Annotated in this window: 20 protein-coding genes; all 20 read right to left on the bottom strand. The window is 70.2% G+C overall.

All coding sequences use genetic code 11. The features are described 5' to 3' along the window. Position 1 precedes the first annotated feature (1 nt). Positions 2-613, bottom strand: a complete 612-nt coding sequence (locus SLW56_RS10455; RefSeq protein WP_010341543.1) for a protein phosphatase CheZ — start codon at positions 611-613, stop codon at positions 2-4. After that, a complete protein-coding gene (gene cheY, locus SLW56_RS10450) occupies positions 614-1006 on the bottom strand; it encodes a chemotaxis response regulator CheY (RefSeq protein WP_010341542.1) in 393 nt (130 codons plus the stop codon). It lies immediately after the preceding gene. 19 nt (positions 1007-1025) lie between these two features. Beyond that, on the bottom strand, positions 1026-1775 hold the full coding sequence (locus SLW56_RS10445) for an RNA polymerase sigma factor FliA (RefSeq protein WP_010341541.1): 750 nt from the start codon (positions 1773-1775) through the stop codon (positions 1026-1028). Continuing rightward, entirely contained in the window at positions 1772-2656 is an 885-nt protein-coding gene (locus SLW56_RS10440) for a P-loop NTPase (protein ID WP_010341540.1), read from the bottom strand. The genes SLW56_RS10445 and SLW56_RS10440 overlap by 4 nt, the downstream gene beginning before the upstream one ends. Next, a complete protein-coding gene (gene flhF, locus SLW56_RS10435; protein WP_152236971.1) occupies positions 2643-4268 on the bottom strand; it encodes a flagellar biosynthesis protein FlhF in 1626 nt (541 codons plus the stop codon). The genes SLW56_RS10440 and flhF overlap by 14 nt, the downstream gene beginning before the upstream one ends. A gap of 170 nt (positions 4269-4438) precedes the next feature. Next, positions 4439-6499: a flagellar biosynthesis protein FlhA gene (gene flhA, locus SLW56_RS10430; protein WP_026143395.1), complete on the bottom strand. Its 2061-nt coding sequence runs from the start codon at positions 6497-6499 to the stop codon at positions 4439-4441. 17 nt (positions 6500-6516) lie between these two features. Then, the gene (gene flhB, locus SLW56_RS10425; RefSeq protein ID WP_017909010.1) at positions 6517-7647 is read right to left on the bottom strand and encodes a flagellar biosynthesis protein FlhB; all 1131 of its coding nucleotides are present in this window, start codon (positions 7645-7647) and stop codon (positions 6517-6519) included. Between the two features lie 105 nt (positions 7648-7752). Beyond that, positions 7753-10641: a diguanylate cyclase gene (locus SLW56_RS10420; RefSeq protein ID WP_320694797.1), complete on the bottom strand. Its 2889-nt coding sequence runs from the start codon at positions 10639-10641 to the stop codon at positions 7753-7755. Between the two features lie 234 nt (positions 10642-10875). Continuing rightward, positions 10876-11667, bottom strand: coding sequence for a flagellar biosynthetic protein FliR (gene fliR / locus SLW56_RS10415; RefSeq protein ID WP_017909008.1), 792 nt, complete (start codon positions 11665-11667; stop codon positions 10876-10878). Positions 11668-12151: 484 nt separating this feature from the next. Continuing rightward, a complete protein-coding gene (locus SLW56_RS10410) occupies positions 12152-12421 on the bottom strand; it encodes a flagellar biosynthetic protein FliQ (RefSeq protein WP_010343869.1) in 270 nt (89 codons plus the stop codon). A gap of 4 nt (positions 12422-12425) precedes the next feature. Continuing rightward, positions 12426-13256 carry a flagellar type III secretion system pore protein FliP gene (gene fliP / locus SLW56_RS10405; protein ID WP_026144375.1) on the bottom strand — a complete coding sequence of 277 codons (831 nt, stop codon included), beginning with the start codon at positions 13254-13256 and terminating at the stop codon, positions 12426-12428. A 2-nt stretch (positions 13257-13258) separates the two neighbouring features. After that, the gene (gene fliO, locus SLW56_RS10400) at positions 13259-13675 is read right to left on the bottom strand and encodes a flagellar biosynthetic protein FliO (protein WP_295936442.1); all 417 of its coding nucleotides are present in this window, start codon (positions 13673-13675) and stop codon (positions 13259-13261) included. Then, a complete protein-coding gene (fliN, locus tag SLW56_RS10395; RefSeq protein ID WP_223875781.1) occupies positions 13672-13947 on the bottom strand; it encodes a flagellar motor switch protein FliN in 276 nt (91 codons plus the stop codon). The genes fliO and fliN overlap by 4 nt, the downstream gene beginning before the upstream one ends. Positions 13948-14006: 59 nt before the next feature. Next, entirely contained in the window at positions 14007-15014 is a 1008-nt protein-coding gene (gene fliM, locus SLW56_RS10390) for a flagellar motor switch protein FliM (RefSeq protein ID WP_017911180.1), read from the bottom strand. A gap of 13 nt (positions 15015-15027) precedes the next feature. Beyond that, entirely contained in the window at positions 15028-15546 is a 519-nt protein-coding gene (locus tag SLW56_RS10385; protein WP_267085834.1) for a flagellar basal body-associated FliL family protein, read from the bottom strand. A gap of 249 nt (positions 15547-15795) precedes the next feature. Continuing rightward, on the bottom strand, positions 15796-17112 hold the full coding sequence (locus tag SLW56_RS10380) for a flagellar hook-length control protein FliK (protein WP_320694796.1): 1317 nt from the start codon (positions 17110-17112) through the stop codon (positions 15796-15798). Continuing rightward, positions 17109-17570, bottom strand: a complete 462-nt coding sequence (gene fliJ, locus SLW56_RS10375; protein ID WP_010341649.1) for a flagellar export protein FliJ — start codon at positions 17568-17570, stop codon at positions 17109-17111. The genes SLW56_RS10380 and fliJ overlap by 4 nt, the downstream gene beginning before the upstream one ends. A 3-nt stretch (positions 17571-17573) precedes the next feature. Further along, positions 17574-18950, bottom strand: coding sequence for a flagellar protein export ATPase FliI (fliI, locus tag SLW56_RS10370; RefSeq protein WP_017908679.1), 1377 nt, complete (start codon positions 18948-18950; stop codon positions 17574-17576). Continuing rightward, positions 18947-19570: a FliH/SctL family protein gene (locus SLW56_RS10365; protein ID WP_017908680.1), complete on the bottom strand. Its 624-nt coding sequence runs from the start codon at positions 19568-19570 to the stop codon at positions 18947-18949. The genes fliI and SLW56_RS10365 overlap by 4 nt, the downstream gene beginning before the upstream one ends. Further along, positions 19567-20556 (bottom strand): flagellar motor switch protein FliG, encoded by a 990-nt coding sequence (gene fliG, locus SLW56_RS10360; protein ID WP_017912588.1) that lies wholly within the window; start codon positions 20554-20556, stop codon positions 19567-19569. The genes SLW56_RS10365 and fliG overlap by 4 nt, the downstream gene beginning before the upstream one ends. Positions 20557-20562: the final 6 nt, after the last annotated feature.

Genomic DNA, 20562 nt, shown 5'->3' with positions numbered 1-20562 from the left:
GTTACAGTCCCAGGCCCGAGAGCAGGTCGTCGGCGTCGTGCTGCGACACGCCGTGGCGGTCCAGGCCGGGCAGGGCCGGGCCGGCCAGGCTGCCGTCGGCCTTCTTGTTTTCTTCCTTCGGCGGCAGACCCAGCGCGCCGAAGCCTTCGTGCACGCGGCGCACGATGCCGGCGACGCGACGGATGATCTGCCCGGTCAGGTCCTGGAAGCTCTGCGCCAGGGCCATTTCGGTGAGGTTGTGGCGGATCTTGTCGAGGATCTCGCTCTGGTCGCCGCTGAGGCCGCCGGCGGCGAGCTGGTCGGCCAGCGCACGGCATTCCTCGGCCAGGTCCAGGGTGCGGTGGCTGGCCTGTTCGGTCATCTCCACCACGTGGTCCAGGCGCGAGCAGGCGTCGTCCAGCTCGCCGGCCTCGCTGGGCACCACCGGCAGTTCGCCGAGCGCCTGCCCCAGGTCGCGTGCGAGCCGGCTCAGGCCCTGCATCATCGGCCGCGTGCGCCAGGCGGCGAGGGTGTCGATCTCCCTGCGCCAGCCGGCCTCGTCGCCGTTTTCCAGCGCGTCCAGCGCGCCTTGCAGGCGTTCGATCAGGGCGGTACGTTCGGCGGTGGCTTCCATTTAGGCGGTCGCTCCCAGGCGTTCGAAGATCTTGCCCAGCTTCTCCTGCAGCGTCTGCGCGGTGAACGGCTTGATGATGTAGCCGTTCACGCCGCACTGCGCGGCCTCGATGATCTGCTCGCGCTTGGCCTCTGCCGTGACCATCAGCACCGGCAGGTGCTTGAGCTTGTCGTCGGCGCGGATGTTGCGCAGCAGATCGATGCCGGTCATGCCCGGCATGTTCCAGTCGGTGACCACGAACTCGAACGGCGCCGAGCGCAGCGCGGCCAGGGCGCTGTTGCCGTCTTCGGCCTCGGCGGTATTGGTGAAGCCCAGATCGCCGAGCAGATTCTTGACGATGCGTCGCATCGTCGAGAAATCGTCCACGATCAAAATCCGCATGTTCTTGTTCACCACTGACTCCTAAGGGTTCCTATTCTTCGTCTTCCAGACCGGCATCGGCGACCTCGAACGCCTTCAGGCGTCCGCGCAACCGTACCGTGGCCTGGCCATGGATCTGACACACGCGCGACTCGCTGACCCCGAGCACCGCGCCGATTTCCTTGAGGTTCAATTCCTGCTCGTAGTACAGCGACAGCACCAACTGCTCGCGTTCGGGCAACTGCGCGATGGCCTTGCCCAGCTCGCGGCCGAATTCGCTGCGCTCGAGCATCTGCTGCGGATTGGGTCCGCCCTTGGCGATGGTATCCAGCTCGCCATGGTCCTCGATGCGCGACTCCAGGCTCAGCACCTGGCCGCGGGCGGCATCTTCCATCAAACGCAGGTATTCGGGAAGCGGCATGTCCATCGCCGCGGCCACTTCGTTGGCGGCGGCGGCGCGGCCGGTGCTCTGTTCGATCTTGCGGATCGCCGAGGCGGCGTCGCGGGCGCGGCGGTGCACCGAGCGCGGCACCCAGTCGCCGCGGCGGATCTCGTCGATCATCGCGCCGCGGATGCGGATCGAGGCGTAGGTCTCGAACGAGGCGCCCTGTTCGGCGTCGTAGCTGCGCGAGGCCTCGATCAGGCCGATCATGCCGGCCTGGATCAGGTCGTCGATCTCGACGCTGGCCGGCAGCCGCGCCGCCAGGTGGTGGGCGATGCGCCGGACCAGGTCCGAGTGCTGGGTGATGTAGTCGTTGGCGCTGTTGCGCTGGACGGCGCGGTAGTGGGCGGCGGCGTTCATGCGGCCACCCCGCGCTGGATGATGCGCTCGACGAAGAACTCGACGTTGCCGCGCGGGGCGGTCGGCGCCTGCCAGCGTGCGGTGCGCCGGGCGATCTCGCTGATCGCCTGCGCCGACGGGCTGGACGGGTAGGCCTTGACCACCGGCTGCTGGCGCTGCACCGACAGGCGCAGCCAGTCGTCCTGCGGCACGCAGCCCAGGTAGTTCAGCGACACGTCGCCGAGGAACTTCTCGCAGACCCGGCTGAGCTTGTCGTACAGCAGGCGGCCTTCGTTGAGGTCGCGGACCATGTTGGCGACGATCTGCACCCGGTCCACGCCGCGCTCGCGCGAGAGGACCTTGATCAGGGCGTAGGCGTCGGTGATCGAGGCCGGCTCGTCGCAGACCACCACCACCGCGTCCTGCGCGGCCTGGCAGAAGGTCAGCACGCTGTCGGTGATGCCGGCGGCGGTGTCGACGATCATCACGTCCAGCTCGCGCTGCAGCTCGGAGAACACGTTGACCAGGCCCACGTGCTGGGCCGGCGGCAGCTCGGCCATGTAGCGGCGGCCGGAGGCGGCGGGCACCACCATGAGCCCGTTGGGCATGTCGATCAGCACCTCTTCCAGGGTGCAGCGCCCGGCGACCAGGTCGGCCACGGTGAACTTGGGGGTCAGCCCGAGCAGCACGTCGACGTTGGCCAGGCCCAGGTCGGCGTCCAGCAGCAGGGTGCGCTTGCCCATGTCGGCCAGCGCCATGGACAGGTTCACCGAGATGTTGGTCTTGCCCACGCCGCCCTTGCCGCCGGTCACGGCGATGGTGCGCACCGGACCCAGCGGTTCGCTGCGCGTCGCCGACAGGGGGAAGGCATTGGTCAGATTGACGTAGTCACGCGACGGCATGGGTCTGCTCCGGAGTACAGGGCTTATCGGCAGCGCGCCGCAAATCTTCAAGGCGCAATACCAGGCTGGCGGCGTTGGCGCGGTGCAGGTCGTCCGGCACACGCTGTCCATCGGTCACCCAGGTGATGGGGAGGCGGTGGTCCACGACCACCGACAAGGCACTGCCGAACCGCCCGGTCTCGTCCAACTTGGTCAGGATGACCCCCTGTGGGTCGGCGCCGGCGAACCGGCGCACCACCTCGTCCAGGTCGGAGAAATGGGCGTTGGCGGGGAGGACCAGCAAGGATCGGACCACCCGCGAGGCGCGCAGCCAGTGCAGCTGGGCGGCCAGGGCGCGGTCGCGCTGGCCCATGCCGGCGGTGTCGATCAGCACCAGCTTGTAGTCGGCCAGGCGCTCCAGCAGCTGCTGCAGCGCGGCGTCGCTGTCGGCCTCGTGCACGGCGATGCCGAGCTGGCGGCCGTAGCTGTGCAGCTGTTCGCGGCCGCCGACGCGGATGGTGTCGGTGGTGACCAGGGCCACGTCGCGGGCGGCATGGCGCTCCAGGAAGCGCGAGGCCAGCTTGGCGATGGTGGTGGTCTTGCCGGCGCCGGTCGGGCCGATCAGGGCGATCACGCCGCCTTCCTCGAGCGGGTCCAGCGCGGCGATCGGCAGGCGCTTGGACAGCAGGCCCAGCATCAGCCCGCGGCCGCGGTGCAGCTCCAGGTCGGCGGGGATCTGCATGACCACGTCGCGGGTGATGCCGCTGTCGAAGCCGTAGTCGTCCATCAGCTCCAGCGCCTGGGCGCGGACCGGCGAGCCGCGCAGGCGCTCGTCGGTGAGGCGGTTCATCTCGCGCTCGATCATCTGCCGCATCAGCGACAGTTCGTCGCGCAGCTGCGTCAATTGTTCGTCGTTCTGCGGGGCGGGGAAGGTCGGCACTGCCGCCAGCGCCGCGGCCGCCGGGATCCCGGCAGCGGCCGGCGCATCGGCGGTCGCGACGGGCGCGGCCGGGGCCGGGCTCGCCACCGGGGTCAGCGCCACCGCGGGCACGTCGTCGCGCCAGGCCGGCACGGCCTCGGCGGCCGGCGCCGCGGTGGCGGCGGCGAACGGACTGGGCATGGGCACGCTGATCGGGGCGTTGCGGAACACGTCCTCGGGGATGCTGAACTCGGCGCGGCCGGTGACCGGCGCTGCGGCCTTGGCCGGGGCGGCCTGGCGTGCGGCGGCAGCAGGGGCGGCCGCGGCGGGCATCGCCGAGGCGGCCAGCGCCGCCGGCTGGGTCAGCGGCCGTGCCGGGGAAGCGGCCGGGGCGGCCGGCGCGGCACTGCCGCGGCGCTCGCTGATCGCGGCCATCATCGCCATCGCCGGGCTGGCGGCGGCGTCGCCGCGTGCGGCACGCGGGGCCGCAGCGGCCGGCGCCTGGCTCGCCGCGGCGGCGCGCGGCGCCTCGTCCGGGCGCACCGCATCCAGCGCCCGCTGCACCAGGGCCTCGTCGTAGTTGCTGGCGGCCACGATCTCGATGCCCTCGTCGGTACGCCGGTTGGACAGGATCACCGCATCCGGCCCGTGCTCGTCGCGCACCATCCGGAAGGCGGTGCGCATGTCGGGGGCGACAAAGCGTTTGATCTTCATGGGTGGGAGCCGGGAATGGGGAATGGGGAATGGGGAATGGATGCGTGATCGGTGCCGATACGTGGCGGGCCGCGGTGTCGTGTCCGGTTTTTCGTGATCGTGTTCATTGCTCTCTCCGCTGCCGGGGCAAGGGTGCGATTCCCCATTCCCTGTTCCCGTTTCCCGTCATCTCAACTGATCGTGCCCACCAGCTTCAGCCGCTTGTCCTCCGGCACTTCGCTGTAGGACAGGACCGACAGCGCGGGGACGCTGTGGCGGACCAGGCGGGCGAGGGCGGCGCGGACCTGCGCCGGCACCAGCACCACCGCCGGTTCGTTGCGCGCCTCCTGCTTGCTCACGCAGTCCGCCAGACTTTGGTGCAAGCGTTCGGCCAGTCCGGGTTCCAGCGCCGCGCCGTTGCCCTGGGTAGAGTCCTGCAAGACGCGTTCCAATTGCGGGGCCAGGGTGAACACCGGCAGTTCCGGGGCCATGCCGGCGATCTCCTGGACGATGAACCGGCCCAGGGCGTTGCGCACCGCGGCGGTGAGCGCGCCGGGTTCCTGACTCTGCGGGGCGTGCTCGACCAGGGCCTCGACGATCTTGCGCAACTGCCGCACCGGGATCTTCTCGATGAGCAGGTTCTGCAGCACCCGCACCACCACCGACAGCGGCAGCGCCTTGGGGGTGAGGTCCTCGACCAGCTTGGGCGCGCTCTTGGCCAGGGTCGCCAGCAGCTGCTGCACTTCCTCGTGGCCGAGCAGTTCCGGGGCGTGCTCGCGGATCAGGTGCGAGAGGTGGGTGGCGATCACCGTGGCCGGGTCGACCACGGTATAGCCCATGGTCTCGGCCTGGGCGCGCAGATGCGGCTGGATCCAGATCGCATCCAGGCCGAACGCGGGGTCCTTGCCGGGGATGCCGTCGATCTTGCCGAGCGCGCCGCCCGGGTCCAGCGCCAGTTCGCGGTCCGGGTGGATGTCGGCGGTGGCCACCGGCACGCCGTGCACCAGCAGGCGGTAGGCGTTGGCCGGCAGTTCCAGGTTGTCGCGGATGTGCACCGGCGGCACCAGGAAACCGATGTCCTGGGTCAGCTTGCGGCGCACGCCCTTGATCCGCGCCATCAACTCGCCGCCCTGGGTCTTGTCCACCAGCGGGATCAACCGGTAGCCGACCTCCAGGCCCAGCGGGTCGATCGGACGCAGTTCGTCCCAGCCCAGTTCGGCATTGGCCTGAGCGGCGGCCGCGGCCTGCGGCGCCGCCTCGGCCGCGGCCGGCGGCGGCAGCAGGCTGCGCTTCCACATCTTCCAGGCCAGCAGGCCCAGGATCAGCGCCAGCGTCAAGAAAGCGACGTTGGGCATGCCCGGGATCAGGCCGACCAGGCCCAGGATCGCCGCCGCCACCGCCAGCGCCTTATGCTGGCCGAACACCTGGCCCATCATCGAGGCGCCCATGTCCTGCGAGCGCGAGGCGCGGGTGACCAGCATCGCCACCGCCGAGGACACCAGCAGCGCCGGCAGCTGCGCGACCAGGCCGTCGCCGATCGACAGCAGGGTGTAGGTGGAGGCGGCCTGCGCCACCGGCATGCCGTGCTGCAGCACGCCGACCGCCATGCCGCCGATCAGGTTGATGAACAGGATCAGGATGCCGGCGATGGCGTCGCCGCGGATGAACTTGCTGGCGCCGTCCATCGAGCCGTAGAAGTCCGCTTCCTCGCGCACTTCCTCGCGGCGGGCCTTGGCTTCCTCGCGGGTCAGCAGACCGGCGTTGAGGTCGGCGTCGATCGCCATCTGCTTGCCGGGCATGGCGTCGAGGATGAAGCGCGCGGTCACTTCCGACACGCGCCCGGCGCCCTTGGTGATGACCACGAAGTTGATGATGGTCAGGATCGCGAACACCACGATGCCGACCGCATAGTTGCCGCCGATCACGAATTCGCCGAAGGCCTCGATCACCTTGCCGGCGGCGCCGTGGCCGCCCTGGCCGTTGATCAGGATCACGCGGGTGGAGGCCACGTTCAGCGCCAGGCGCAGCATCGTGGTCATCAGCAGCACGATCGGGAAGATGCTGAACTCCAGCGGCCGCTTCACGTACACCACCGCCAGCAGCACCATCAGCGAGATGGCGATGTTGAAGGTGAACAGGGCGTCCAGCACCGGTGCGGCCAGCGGCACCACCACCATCGCCAGCATCAGCAACACGATCACCGGGGCGCCGAGCCCGTGCTTGATCATGTCCATGACTTTGCGCGTGTTCATCTGCGCGGCAGGCTGACTCATGGCTGGCTCCCCGGGGCGAATTCATCCACTTCCAGCGGCGGCAACGGCGGCATCGGCCCGCTGCGCCAGGCGCGCAGCGTGTAGACGTACGAGAGGACCTGCGCCACCGCGGAATACAGTCTCACGGGAATTTCCTTGCCGAGTTGGCCTTCCCTATACAAGGCGCGTGCCAAAGGCGGCGCCGAGATCACCGCCACGCGATGCTGCTCGCCGACCTCGCGGATGCGGAAGGCGATCTCGTCCACGCCCTTGGCCACCACGGTGGGGGCGCGCATGCGCCCGCTCTCGTACTTCAGCGCCACCGCATAGTGGGTGGGGTTGACCACCACCACGTCGGCCTTGGGCACGGCTTCCATCATCCGCCGCTGCGACATCTGCATCTGCATCTGGCGGATGCGGCCCTTCACCTCGGGGCTGCCGTCGTTTTCCTTCATTTCCCGGCGCACTTCCTCGCGGGTCATCTTCAGTTTGCGGATGTAATTCCACTTCTGATAGGGCGCGTCGATCGCCGCCAGCAGCGCCAGCGCGCCGGCGGTGTACAGCAGCAGCCGCAGGGTGAAGCCCAGGCCGTGGCCGATGGCCTGCTCCAGCGGCTGCAGCAGCAGGCCGCGCAGGAAGTCGGTGCTGCCCCACAGGCACAGCATCGCGGCGCCGCCGACGAAGCCCATGCGCAGGATCGACTTGAGCAGTTCGACGATGGTCTCGGCGCCGTACATGCGGCTCAGCCCGTTCATCGGGTTGAGCCGGTCGAACTTGGGCATCAGCGCCTGGCCGGAGAAGCGCAGGGTGCCCATCAGCACCGGCGCGGCGAAGCTGGCCGCCAGGCAGATGCCGACCAGCGGCAGCACCACCCAGAGCAGGTTCAGCAGCAAGTCGCCGAAATGGCCGAACATCGCCTGCGGATGCTCGCGCAGCGACAGGTCCGGGCGCAGCGCCTGTTTCAGCCAGGCCACCGCACCGGCGGCCATGGAGGTGGACAGGCCCATCAGGGCGAAGACGCCGGCGCTGAACACCGCGGCGGTCGCCAGTTCGCGCGAATGCGGGATGTTGCCCTGTTCGCGGGCTTCGCGCAGACGTTTGTCTGTTGGCTGTTCTGTGCGCTCTGCGCCTTCTTCGCTCTCGGACATCGGGGGTGCGCTCGGCCAGGATCGACCCTGCGCACTGCAAGGACCGTGCCGGTCCCTGGCCCGGATTCCGGGCGCTGCCGCCGCGCCCCTCGGCCGCGGCGGCGGCTAGGCGAGTTGCAGCTCGACCCGGTCGCGGCCCAGCCGCTTGGCCTGGTACAGCGCCGCGTCGGCGCGCGCCAGCAGGTGCTGCAGCGGTTCGCCCGGTCGATACCAGGCCACGCCGATCGAGGCGGTGATCGCCAACTGCCGCTCGCCGATGCGCAGCGGCTGCCCGGCGATGGTGGCGCGCAGGGCCTGCAGCCGCTCGCCGCAGCTAGGCGGCAAGCCGGGCAGCACGGCCAGCAGTTCCTCGCCGCCGTAGCGGCCGACCAGGTCGGCGTCGCGCAGGTTGGCGCCCAGGCGCCGCGCCACCTCGATCAGCACCGCGTCGCCCGCCAGGTGGCCGTGTTCGTCGTTGATCCGCTTGAAGTGGTCGAGGTCGATCATCGCCACTGCCAGCGGGGTCTGCTCGGCGTCGCTGCGGCGCATCTGCGCCGCCAGCGCCTCGAGGATGCCGGCGCGGTTGAGCAGGCCGGTGAGGGCGTCGTGCGAGGCCTTCACCGCCAGTGCGGCGCGGGCGATCTCCAGTTCGCGCTTGTCGTGTTCCAGCTCCTCGGTGCGCAGCGCCACCAGTTCGGCCAGTTCGCGCTGGCGCTGGTGCAGGCGGCGTTCGCGCCAGTGCAGCAGGGCCACCGCCAGGCCGCCGCCGAGCACCAGGTACAGCGCGATCATCGGCTGGCTGCGCCACCACACCGGCGCCACCGAGAACGCCACCCGCAGCGGCGCCGAGGCGCTGCGCCGGTAGGCGTCCAGCAACTGCACCTCCAGCACGTAGTGACCCGGCGCCAGCGGCGGTTGCTCGAACTCGAAGTTGGGCGTGTGCAGCCAGCGGGTGTGTGCGCCCTCGAAGCGATAGCGGAAGCTGATGCGGTTGCGCTCGTCGTACAGGTCCGGCGAGCCGACCGCGATATGCAGCGGATCCTCGCTCCAGCGCAGGCGCGCGCCCGCGGCGATGGCGGCGCCGGCACGGCTGAACTCCTTGAGCGCCAGCCTTGGCGCCTGCGCCGGGAACAGCCGCGCCGGATCCAGCAGGTGGGTGACGCCACGGCTGCTGCCCAGCCATACCGAGCCGTCGTGGTCTTCCAGGAAGGCCGATTCGGACATGTCGTTCCAGAGCAGCCCCTGCGCCTGCGTCAGCCGCGACCAGGCGCGTCCGTCGTAGACGTCCACGCCCTGGTTGTGGCTGATCCAGATCCATCCGTTGCGGGTGCGGCGCAGGCTGTACAGCTGCAGGCCGCTCAACTGCGCATCGGCCGGCTGCAGGTACAGGGTGTCGCCGTCGAGCCGCCCTTGCCAGGCACCGGGGCCATACAGGCTGGCCCAGGCCTGGCCATCGTCCAGGACCAGCAGCTTGCTGAGCACGGGTTGCGCCGGCGCACCATCCACGACCAGCCGGATCGGCGTCCAGGTCTCGCCACGCAGTCGGAACACGCCGGTCATGCCCACCGCCAGCACGCTGCCGTCGCCACGCTGCTGGATGTCCGAATATTCGCCACCGGGCAGCGCCTGCACCTTCTGCGGCACCGCGTCGGCGTCGGCCGCCGCCAGCAGATACACCCCGCGGTTGCTGAGGATCCACACCCGGCCGCTCGCATCCACGAACAGCTGTTTGGCGATGCCGTCCAGCGGCGGGTAGGCGCGCAGCAGCCGGCCCTGCGCGTCGTATCGGCGCAGCGCACCGACCGAGCCGATGCTCCACAGCGTGCCGTCCGCGGCGCGTTGCAGGCCGATCATCTGCGTGCCGTGGTCGCTGGGCCAGCGCTGGAAGCGGCCATCCTCGCGCAGGCGGTCGATGCCGCCCTCGTTACCGACCAGCAGGTCGCCGCGCTGGGTGCGCTGGATGCTCCAGGTCGGCGCCCGACTGATGCCCTGCGACACATCCCAGTTCTCGATCCAGCCGTAGCCGTTCCAGCGCAGCACGCCTTCGCCATCCATGCTCAGCCACAGGTCGCCGGCCTGGTCGAAGTGCATGGCGACGATGCTGCCCTCGGGCAGGCCGTTGCGACGGTCGAAACTGCGCCAGCGCCCCTGTTCCCAGCGCGCCAGGCCCTGGTTGGTCCGCACCAGCACCCGGTGCTGCGGGTCCAGCAGGATCGGCGTGCGCCAGGTCACCAGGGCCGGTCCGTCCAGCCCGGGGGGTGTCTGCTCCTGGAAGCGCGTCGCGCCGGCCTGCAGCCGCATCACCTTACGGCTGCCGACGACCCACAGGTTCCCGTCGCGGTCGCGCACCGCATTGCGCCAGAATTCTGCGGGCAGGCCCTGGGCCTGGTCGTAGCGGGTGGCGCGACCGTCGGCATCGATCCGGCACAAGGCCTTGGCGCAGCCCAGCCACAGTGTGTCGTCGACGACGAACAGGTCGTGGATGTCGGCCAGCTCCGGTTGCCGCGCCAGCGTCGCCGCATCGAACAGGGGCTGCAGTTCCCATCCCTTCGCATCGGCCTTGCGCACCGCGCGCAACAGGCGGCGGTCGTCCAGCACCACCGTGCCCCAGGCCGGCGCGGCCAGGCGCGGGCGGTTGAGCGGGCGATGCGAGGGCAGGCTGCCGTGCTCCAGCGGCATCCAGCCGGCCGGCGAGCCATCGTCCACGTAGATCGCATCGAAGGTGGCCACCCACAGCCGCCGCTGGGCGTCCTCGGCGGCATCGGAGATGTAATGGCCGCCGTGGCCCTGCAGCTTCACTTGCTGGAACTGGTCGCCGTCGAAGGCATACAGGCCGCTTTCGCTGCAGACCAGCAGGCTGCCGTCGCGACGCTGCAGCAGACAGGTGCCGGCCAGGCCGAGCAGGCCCTGGTCCTGCGCATAGTGCCGCAACGGGATCACCTGGGCCTGTGTCGCCCCGGTGCAGGTCAGTGCCGACAGCAGCAGCCACAGCGGCCCCCACAGGCATCGACCCATGACCGTGCGCATGCGCGCTCAGCCGCCGCCGCACCGCCGTGGGACACGGCGATGGCAGGCACGAGCGGGCGCTGGCAGGCGATAGGGCATGGCGTACGGCGAGCGATGGAAGGAAGGACGGACCGCGGCGATCGACGGGATCCGGGACGGTCGGCGCTGCCGCCGCCCATCCTGGCCCGCCAACGGTAGCCTGCCGTCGGTATCGGCCGCGTCGCGGCGCAGCTTGAGCGCCGGCTAGGCGGTCAGCGCGCGCGCGGCATTGAAGGCGGCATCGAACAGCCGCTGCACCGGCGCCCCCATCTCGCCGACCAGCACCGCCAGCAGCGCCAGGCCCAGCACCACCGCCACCGGCAGGCCGAGCTGGATCGGGTTCAGCGACGGCGCCGCCTTGGCCAGCGCGCCGAAGGCCAGGTTCACCGCCATCATCGCCACCATGACCGGCAGCGCCAGGGTCACCGCCCCGCGCATGATGCTCATGAAGAAGTTCGGCGCCACCGAGGCCATGGCCTGCGCATCGGGCAGCGCGGTACCGATCGGCAGCGCCTTGTAGCTGTCCACCAGCAGCGACACCACCGCCAGATGCCCGTTGGCGGTGAAGAACATCATGCCGAAGGCCAGGTAGAACCACTGGCCGATCACCGGCGAGTTGACCCCGCGCAGCGGATCGGCCATCTGCGCGAAGCCCAGGCCGGTGCTCTGAGACACCAGTTCCCCGGCCATCGCCCCGGCCTCGAAGATCATCCGCAGCATGAAGCCCATGCTGGCCCCCACCGCGAGCTCCCGCGCCACGCTGAGCACCACCGCGGCATTGAACCCGTCCCAATCCGGCACCGGCGGCAGGATCGGCGCCAGCGCAATCGCCAGCGTCCCGGCCAGGATCACCCGCACCCGCCCCGGCACCGCCTTGCTCCCGACCATCGGCATCACCGTCAACATCGCCCCGATCCGCAGCATCGTCCACAGCACCGCCCCGATCATCGCGAACGCCCGCGACCCATCGACGACCATTTGCGTGGCGGCATCCATCAGCCCGAGACCCCGGCAGACATCACGAAGGAACGGCCAGCACCAATCGCGCAGCGCGAGCGGCTTGCAGCCGAAGACGGACCAGCGAGTCCGCGAACAACAACGTGCACCGCCCGACCGGCACCCAAGACAACGCCCCGATGGCCGCAGCTATCGCTTTTGCCGTTGCCGTTGCCATTGCGGTTGTTTTGCTCTTGCTCCACCGGGTCCCCTCCGCAGCGGCGGAGCTGGCGGGTCAAACCCCCCGGAGGGGGGCGGCGCACAGGGATGTGCGCCGTTTTCGGCCGGGGCACGATGCCCCGTCCGAAAATCCCGTCAGCGGAGCGGACCCGCGCAGCGGGCGCTGCGGCGGGGTGTGCTTTCTTTTGGTTACTTTTCTTTGCACAAGCAAAGAAAAGTGACTCGCCGCCAGGCGAAAGCTTTTGCCGTTTCCCAGACAAAAGCGATCCACTCGCGAGAAGGTGGCTCAGAGCAGCCATCCCAGCTACCCAATCAAATGCGGAATACGCTGAAACAGCATCGTCGTGTACTCCACCAGATGCGCCAGCAACATACTCCCCGTCGCAAACAACATCGCCGTCAACGCCACCACCTTCGCGATGAACGCAATGGTCGGCTCATTGAGCTGCGTCGCCGCCTGGAACACACCGATCACCACACCCACCGCCAACATCGCCAGCAACAACGGCCCCGCCACCCACAACACCGTGATCAACCCGCCACGCAACTCCGTCAGCGCCAGTTCCGGACTCATGGCCTCAGACCCCGTTGAAACTGGCGGCCAGCGTGCCGACCGTCAGCACCCAGCCATCGACCAGCACGAACAGCAGAATCTTGAACGGCGCCGAGATCAGCATCGGCGACATCATCATCATGCCCATCGACATCAGCACGCTGGCCACCACCAGATCGATGATCACGAACGGGATGAAGATCAGAAAGCCGATCTCGAACGCCGTCTTCAGCTCGCTGGTCACGAACGAGGCCACCAGCACCTGGAACGGCACCGCATCCGGGCCGCTGTAGGTGCCGTTGCCGGCCATGCCGGCGAAGGTCATCAGGTCGGTCTCGCGCACCTGCGCCAGCATGAACGCGCGCAGCGGCTGCGTGGTCAGCGTCCACGCCGTCTGGAAATCGATCTGGCCGTTGAGATACGGGCTCATGCCCTGGCCCCAGGCCTTTTCCCACACCGGCATCATCACCAACGCGGTCAGGAACAGCGCCAGGCCCATCAGCACCTGGTTGGACGGCGTCTGCCCGGTGCCCAGCGCCTGCCGCAGCAGGCCGAGCACGATGGTGATGCGGGTGAAGGCGGTCAGCACCAGCAGCAGCGACGGCAGCAGGGTGATGGCCGTCATCAGCAGCAGCGTCTGCAGCGGCAGGCTCACCGGCTGCGCGCCGATCTTGCCGACGTTGACCTCCGGCAGCGAGGGCAGGGTGGGCGCGGCGTTCTGCGGATTCTGCGCGGTCGGCGTGGCGGCGGGCGCCTGCGCGGCCTGCGCCCAGGCAAAGGCGGGCAGCAGGCTCAGCGTCAGCAGGATCAGCAGCAGGCGCAGCCGGCGGGCGTTGCGGTTCCAGAAAAACGGCATGGTCATTTGTCCTTGCGCAGCTTCTGCGCCAGAAGCTGGGCGAAATCGGGAAGCTGCTTGAACGGCTTGATCGAGGTCAGGGTCGGCGCGGGCGCCTGCGGCAGCGGCTCGGGCAGCTGATGCAAGGTGCGTACCCCGCCGGGCGAGACGCCGAGCAGCAGCTGTTCGCCGTTGACCTCGACCACCACCACCCGCTCCTTGGCGCCGACCGCCAGGCTGGCGACCACGCGCAGGCCTTGCGCCGGGCGGAAGCCGCTGCCGGGCAGGCGCTTGAGCACCCAGGCCATGGCCAGGATCAGGCCCAGCACCAGCAGCAGCGCGAACACCGCGCCGAGCAGGCTGGGCGCCGACGGTGCCGCGTTGCCGACGCCCGAGCCGTGCTTGGCGGTCTGCGTGGCGACGGCGAGCAGCAGGCTCACCGCAGTCTCCGGATGCGCTCGCTGGGGCTGACCACGTCGGTCAGGCGCACGCCGAAGCGGTCGTTGATGGTCACCACCTCGCCGTGCGCGATCAGGGTGCCGTTGACGTAGACGTCCAGCGGTTCGCCGGCGCCGCGCTCCAGTTCCACCACCGAACCCTGATTGAGCTGCAGCAGGTTGCGGATCGGAATGCGGCTGCGGCCGACTTCCAGCGACAGCGTCACCGGCACGTCCAGGATCACGTCCAGGTTCAGGTCGTTGGACTCGGCCATGGCGTCCGGCTGCAGGCTGTCGAACTGGGCCGGCGCCGGCTGGGTGGGATCGGTCTGGGTCATGGCAGGTCTTCCTGGGGAGCGGGGCGGCGGCGCAGCGCGCCGGGGGGATGGGTGGCGGTGATCTTCACCGCGTTCTGGCCGTGCGAGATGCCGAACTCGCCGGTGAACACCGGGATGTTCTCCACGCACAGCGGCACCTGCTTGGGCAGGTCGATCGGCAGCACGTCGCCGATCTTCAGCCGGGTCAGCTCGCGCAGGCTCATCTGCTTCTGCGCCAGCACGCTGGAAATGGTGACCTCCGAGCCGAACAGCTGCTCGCGCAGCATGATGTTCCAGCTCTCGTCGCGGTCCACGCGGTCGCTCTGGATGCCGGCGTCGAGCAGTTCGCGGATCGGCTCCAGCATCGAGTACGGCAGGGTCACGTGGATCTCGCCGCCGCCGCCTTCCAGCTCCACGTGGAAGCGGCTGACCACCACGTACTCGCGCGGGGTGACGATGTTGGCGAAGTGCGGGTTGACCTCGGAATTGAGGTACTCGAACTCCACTTCCATCACCGGCGCCCAGGCTTCGGCCAGGTCGGCGAAGGTCTGCTTGAGCATCAGCTGGATCACCCGCATCTCGGTGGGGGTGAACTCGCGGCCCTCGATGCGGGTGGGGTAACGGCCGTCGCCGCCGAAGAAGTTGTCGACCACGGTGAACACCAGGGTCGGCTCGAACACGATCAGGCCGGTGCCGCGCAGCGGCTTGAACTTGATCAGGTTCAGGTTGCTCGGCACGTACAGCGAGTGCATGTAGTCGTTGAACTTGATCAGGTCGATGCCGCGCACCGACAGGTCGGCCGAGCGCCGGATCAGGTTGAACAGGCCGATCCGCCACAGGCGCGCGAAGCGCTCGTTGACCATCTCCAGGGTCGGCATGCGCCCACGGATGATCCGGTCCTGGCTGGAGAAGTCGTAGTTGCGCGCCTCGCCCGGCTCGGCCGGCGCCGGCTCGGTGTCCACCACGCCCGCGTCGACGCCGTGCAGCAGGGCATCGATCTCGTCTTGGGAGAGCAGGTCGGTCATCGCGGCAGCGCCTTTACTGGGTGACGAAGCTGGTGAACAGGAGTTCTTCCACGCACTTCTTGCCGGTCTCGGCGGTCATCAGCTTCTGCGCGTCGGCCAGCGCCGCGGCCTGCAGCTTCTTGCGCCCATCGATGTTGGCGATGTCCTGCGCCTGCACCTGCGAGAACAGCATCAGCAGGTGCGCACGGATCGCCGGGGCGTTCTCGGTGATCAGCTTCAGTTCTTCCGGGTCGCGGGTCATCAGCTGCACTTCCAGCTGCAGGTAATGCGGGCCGTCTTCCGCGCCGCCGTTGAGATTGACCACGAACGCCGGGTCCATCGCGAAGTACTGCGCCGGCTTGGGGATCTCGGCGGTCTTTTCCTCGGCCTTGGCGTGGCCGCCCTCGGGCTTCTTCAGGAAGAAGAACGCGCCGGCACCGCCGCCGCCCAGCACCAGCACCGCCGCGACGACGATGATCAGCAGCTTCTTCTTCGACTTGCCGCCTTCCGGGGCGTCCTTGGTGTCTTTCTTGGATTTGTCGGCGGCTGACACTGAGCGGGCTCCTGAAGGGGGTCTGCCCCTGAGGATGCAATCGCCGTGCCGAAACCGGGCGCCTGGCGCGCCGGGTGTTTGACGGCGCCGCCGCGCGCCATGCCGGCGCGGGCCGAGACCGTTGTGGGAGAGGGGATCGGGCCTAGCGGAGGGGCCTCAACCCCGCCGTATCCTTCCGACGAACGTCGAGGCCGAGACCCGTTCCACTCCCTCGATCGCCGTGAAGGGGCGGTGGCGCGCCCCGGATCGTCAGGCGTAGGCGTCGAGCAGACCGCGTTGGCGCAACACCACTGCCGGAATCCCGACGCTGCCGGACAGGTCGTCGGCGAGCTCGCCGACGCTGCGGCCGCCGCCCTGCGGCGTGCCCTGCGCATTGGCCTGCTGTTGCTGCGGCTGCTGCTGGCCGACGTCGGCCTGGCCGAGCTGGAAGCCGTGCTGGCCGAGCATGTCGCGCAGGCGCGGCAGGCTGTTCTCGAGGGCCTGGCGCACGTCGGCCTGGTTGCTGCTGAAGCTGGCGTTGACCTGGTCGCCGGTCATGTGCAGGCGCACTTCGACCGGGCCGAGCTCGGCCGGATTGAGCTTGATGTGGGCGTGGCCGATCTTCTGGTCGGCCAGCCAGCTGATGCGCGCGCCCAGTTCCTCGTCGAACTGGTTGCCGTGCAGGTTCGGGGTCGGCGTGGGCGAGCCGGTGAACGGCTGCGGATCGGCCAGCCGCGCCGTGGCGTGCAGCGGGGCCGCCGCCGCGGTCGGCACGATCGCGCTGGGGTCGGTGGCGGGCGCGGCGTCGCCGCTCTCGCCACTCTTGCCGCCGGCCGCGGCGGCGATGGCGGCCAGCGCCGCCAACGGCGCCGCGGTGTCGGCGCCGCCGGCCTTGTCGGCGGACCCGGCCTGCGCCAACAGCATCGCGCCGAAGCCGCCGGCCGCGGAGGCCGGGGCGGTGCCGGCCGTCGCGCCAGTGCCGGCGGTGGCGGCAGTCGGATCGGTGGCGCCGGCCGCGGTCTGGGCCGCGGCGTCGCCGCCGAGCAGGGCGCCCACGCCGTTGGCCACGGCGCCGGCGACGCCGACCGCCAGCCCCGCCGCCGCACCCAGCGGGGTCGCGGTGGCCGCCGGCAGCACCGCCGCGCCGATCGCCGGCAGCAGGCCCAGGCCGATGCCGGCCAGCCCGGCCGGCGGCCAGGCGCTGTCGTCGGGCTTGGCGTCCTCGTGCTTGTCTTCGGTCTTGGCCTTGCCCTTGTCGCTGCCCGAGGCCTTGGTCTCGGTGCTGCTCTTCTCGGCGTCCTGGGCGACCTTGTCGCCGGCCTGCGCGGTGCGCGCGGGGTCGCTGGCGGTGTCGTCCGCGGCGGCCGGACGCTTGTCCGCTTGGTCCTTGCCGGCGTTCTGCGCCGGCTTGGGCGTCTCGCGGGCGGCGGGCTTGGGCGCGGTGGTACGCGCCGAGCCGCCGCCGCCGAGCAGCTTGGCGAAGTCCTTGTCCTTGCCGCCGGCGCGGTCGGTGCCCTGCGTGTCGTTGCCGCCGCCGATCTGGCTGGCGCGGCCACTGCCGCCCAGCGCGGAAAGCGCGTTGTTCATCGTCCGTCTCCGTCATCGTGTTCGTCGGCGGTGGCCGCCAGGCGCGCGCGGCGCGCGCCCAGGTCGTCCATCTCGCGCTGGCTGCGGCGGTCGTCGACCTTGCGTTCCTGCGCGCGGTAGCTGGCCGCGAGCTGTTCCAGCACCTGCTTGTCGCGGCTGGCCAGCAGCAGCCGGCTGCGCTCCATCTCCACCTTTTCGCGGTTGCGGTCCACGGTCTGGCACTGCTGCTGCACCGCGCTCTCCAGCCGGTCCAGGAAGGCGCGGCGGTTGGCCAGTTGCGCCAGGCTGGTCGCCGCCATCTGGCTGTTGGCGTACTCCTCGGCGTAGCGGCGCAGTTCCTCCAGCCGCGACTCGTGGGTGGCCAGGGCGCGCTGGCGCTCGGCGAGATCGCGCGCGACCTCGTCTTCGTGCTGCTGGGCGCGGCGGAGCAGGGGATCGAGACGTTGCGATTGCATCATGGCTTAGTTCTCGCGGTCGACCAGGCGCTTGAGGGCGGCCTGGCTGTGGGGCAGATCTGCGGCTTTGGCGACGTCCTGTCCGAGGAATTCCATGATCTCCGGCCAGCGCTCCAGCGCTTCGTCCACGGCCGGATCGTTGCCGCGCTGGTAGGCGCCGATGGTGATCAGGTCGCGGTTGGCCGAGTACGCGGCCACCAGCCGCTTCAGCGAGCGGATGCGCATCCGCCACGGCTCGTCGGCGATGTCCTGGACCACGCGGCTGACCGAGGACTCGACGTCGATGGCCGGGTACAGGCCGCTGTCGGCGACGCGCCGCGACAGCAGGATGTGGCCGTCGAGGATGGCGCGCGCGGCATCGGCGATCGGGTCCTGCGGATCGTCGCCTTCGGTGAGCACGGTGTAGAAGGCGGTGATCGAGCCGCGGCCCTTGGCGCCGTTGCCGGCGCGTTCGACCAGCGCCGGCAGCTTGGCGAACACCGACGGCGGATAACCGCGGGTCGTCGGCGGCTCGCCCACCGACAGGCCGATCTCGCGCTGGGCCTGGGCGAAGCGGGTCAGCGAGTCCATCAGCAGCAGCACGTTCAGGCCCTGGTCGCGGAACCACTCGGCGATGGCAGTGGCGCGGTATGCGCCGTGCAGGCGCGCCAGCGGCGGGCGGTCGGCCGGGGCGGCGACCACCACGGCGCGGCGCAGGCCTTCCTCGCCCAGGGTGGTCTCGACGAAATCGCGCACTTCGCGGCCGCGTTCGCCGATCAGCCCGACCACGATCACGTCGGCGGCGGTGTAGCGGGTCATCATGCCCAGCAGGGTGGACTTGCCGACACCGGAGCCGGCGAACAGGCCCACGCGCTGGCCGCGGCCGATCGGCAGCAGCGCGTTGATCGCGCGCACGCCCACGTCCAGCGGGGTGGTGATCGGTTCGCGCGCCAGCGGGTTGATCGACACGCCGGCCATGCCCACCGAGCCTTCGGCGCGGATCGGGCCCTTGCCGTCCAGCGGCACGCCGTCCGAGTCGATCACCCGGCCGAGCAGGCCTTCGCCCACTTCGACGCCGCCGCGGCGGTGCAGCGGCACCACCCGCGCGTTGGGCAGCAGGCCGTGGGTTTCGGCGCTGGGCATCAGCGAGGTGCGGTCGCCGGAGAAGCCGACCACTTCCGCGTCGACCCAGCCGCCGTCGACCTCGACCTTGCAGGTGGCGCCCATCGGCGCCTCGCAACCGACCGCTTCCAGGGTCAGGCCGACCGCGCGGCGCAGGATGCCTTCGCGGATCAGGCCGCGGCCGGCGGCCACGTCCAGATCGAGCTTGCCGAGGCGGCCGGCCAGGCGCAGGTTGCGCGCATCCAGCCAGTCGGCGGGGTGGGTGCCGGACAGCGCGCTCACAGGCCCGCTCCGGACTTGCGCATCACCGTTTCCAGGGCCGCGCGCAGGCGCGCCTCCAGGGTGCCGTCGATGCGCACCGATTCGGCGTGCACGCGCAGGTCGCCGCGGCTCAGGCTCAGGTCCGGCACCAGCCGGATGCCCTGATCCATCAGCGTCAGCAGCGGGGTCAGCGCGGCGATGTCGTCCGGGTGCAGGCGCACCTCGACGTCGCGGCGCGCGCCGCCGACCGCGTCCAGCGCCTCGGCGACCAGTTCCGACAGCAGCACCGGGTCGGCCTGGTAGGCGCGGCCGACCAGGCTGCCGGCGATGCGCACGGCCAGCTCGCCGAGCGCGCCGACCACCTCGTTCTCCAGCCGCGCCAGCGGCCGCGAGAAGTTGTCCAGGATGCCTTCGATCTGCGCGGTGAGGCGGCGGATCTCGGCCTGGCCCTGGGCCAGGCCCTCGGCGTGGCCGCGTTCGAAGCCTTCGTGCTGGGCCGCGGCCTCGATCGCCTGGATCTCCTCCAGGCTCGGCGGACGCAGCACCGGCTCGTCCGGCAGCGCGTCTTCGTAGGGCAGCGCCGCCAGCGCGGACGGGGCATCGAGTTCCGGCGCCAGCCAGCGCACCACGTTGCCGTTCATACCATGGCCTCCGCACCGCTACCGCCCAGGCTGATCACGCCTTCGTCGGCCAGGCGCCGCACGATCGCCAGGATCTCCTTCTGCGCGGCTTCCACATCGGACAGGCGCACCGGGCCGCGCGCTTCCATGTCTTCCAGCAGGATCTCGGCGGCGCGCTGGGACATGTTCTTGGTGATCTTGTCGCGCACCTTGATGTCGGCGCCGCGCAGGGCCAGGCCGAGACGGTCGCCGCTGACTTCGCGCAGCATGGTCTGCAGGCCGCGGTCGTCCAGCTCCACCAGGTTGTCGAACACGAACATCAGGTCCTGGATGCGGCTGCCCAGGTCGGCGTCGATCTTGCTGATCGCCGACAGCACGCCCTGGTCCGAGCCGCTGTCCAGGAAGTTGAGGATGTTGGCCGCGACCTTGACCCCGCCCACGTTGGACGACTTCAGGTTCTGGTTGCCGGAGAACTGCCGCTCCATGATCTCGTTGAGCTCGTTGAGCGCGTGCGGCGGGATGCCGTCGAGGGTGGCGATGCGCATCAGCACGTCGGCGCGGGTGCGCTCGGGCAGCAGCTTCAGCGCCTCGGCGGCCTGGTCGCTGTCCAGGTGCGCCATCACGATGGCGATGATCTGCGGATGCTCGTTGCGCACCAGGTCGGCGATGGAGCGCGGGTCCATCCACTTCAGGGTGTCCAGGCCGGTGGTGTTGCGGCCCAGCAGGATGCGGTCGATCAGGCTGCCGGCCTTGTCGGCGCCCAGCGCCTGCACCAGCACGTTGCGGATGTAGTCGTCGGCGCCCACGCCCAGCGAGGTCTTGCTGCCCAGCTCGGCGTTGAACTCCTCCATGACCTTCTCGACCTGGTCGCGCGAGATGCCGCTCAGCGTCGCCATGGCGATGCCGATCTTCTGCACCTCCTTGGGGTCCATGTGCTTGAGCACCTCGGCCGCGTCGGCCTCGCCGAGCGACAGCAGCAGCACGGCGGCGCGCTGGGTGCCATTCATTGCGTT

The organism is Xanthomonas sp. LF07-6 (assembly GCF_034105445.1).
Lineage (GTDB): Bacteria > Pseudomonadota > Gammaproteobacteria > Xanthomonadales > Xanthomonadaceae > Xanthomonas_A > Xanthomonas_A sontii.
Note: the sequence above shows the minus strand (reverse complement) of the source record. Positions and strands in the feature narration are given on the sequence as shown.

What these genes read in the sequence shown, in the direction of transcription:
- SLW56_RS10455 (WP_010341543.1), bottom strand. Translation starts at nt 613, where the DNA reads ATGGAAGCCACCGCCGAACGTACCGCCCTGATCGAACGCCTGCAAGGC.
- SLW56_RS10445 (WP_010341541.1), bottom strand. Translation starts at nt 1,775, where the DNA reads ATGAACGCCGCCGCCCACTACCGCGCCGTCCAGCGCAACAGCGCCAAC.
- SLW56_RS10440 (WP_010341540.1), bottom strand. Translation starts at nt 2,656, where the DNA reads ATGCCGTCGCGTGACTACGTCAATCTGACCAATGCCTTCCCCCTGTCG.
- flhF (WP_152236971.1), bottom strand. Translation starts at nt 4,268, where the DNA reads ATGAAGATCAAACGCTTTGTCGCCCCCGACATGCGCACCGCCTTCCGG.
- flhA (WP_026143395.1), bottom strand. Translation starts at nt 6,499, where the DNA reads ATGAACACGCGCAAAGTCATGGACATGATCAAGCACGGGCTCGGCGCC.
- flhB (WP_017909010.1), bottom strand. Translation starts at nt 7,647, where the DNA reads ATGTCCGAGAGCGAAGAAGGCGCAGAGCGCACAGAACAGCCAACAGAC.
- SLW56_RS10420 (WP_320694797.1), bottom strand. Translation starts at nt 10,641, where the DNA reads ATGGGTCGATGCCTGTGGGGGCCGCTGTGGCTGCTGCTGTCGGCACTG.
- fliR (WP_017909008.1), bottom strand. Translation starts at nt 11,667, where the DNA reads ATGGATGCCGCCACGCAAATGGTCGTCGATGGGTCGCGGGCGTTCGCG.
- SLW56_RS10410 (WP_010343869.1), bottom strand. Translation starts at nt 12,421, where the DNA reads ATGAGTCCGGAACTGGCGCTGACGGAGTTGCGTGGCGGGTTGATCACG.
- fliP (WP_026144375.1), bottom strand. Translation starts at nt 13,256, where the DNA reads ATGCCGTTTTTCTGGAACCGCAACGCCCGCCGGCTGCGCCTGCTGCTG.
- fliN (WP_223875781.1), bottom strand. Translation starts at nt 13,947, where the DNA reads ATGGCCGAGTCCAACGACCTGAACCTGGACGTGATCCTGGACGTGCCG.
- fliM (WP_017911180.1), bottom strand. Translation starts at nt 15,014, where the DNA reads ATGACCGACCTGCTCTCCCAAGACGAGATCGATGCCCTGCTGCACGGC.
- SLW56_RS10380 (WP_320694796.1), bottom strand. Translation starts at nt 17,112, where the DNA reads ATGAACAACGCGCTTTCCGCGCTGGGCGGCAGTGGCCGCGCCAGCCAG.
- fliJ (WP_010341649.1), bottom strand. Translation starts at nt 17,570, where the DNA reads ATGATGCAATCGCAACGTCTCGATCCCCTGCTCCGCCGCGCCCAGCAG.
- SLW56_RS10365 (WP_017908680.1), bottom strand. Translation starts at nt 19,570, where the DNA reads ATGAACGGCAACGTGGTGCGCTGGCTGGCGCCGGAACTCGATGCCCCG.
- fliG (WP_017912588.1), bottom strand. Translation starts at nt 20,556, where the DNA reads ATGAATGGCACCCAGCGCGCCGCCGTGCTGCTGCTGTCGCTCGGCGAG.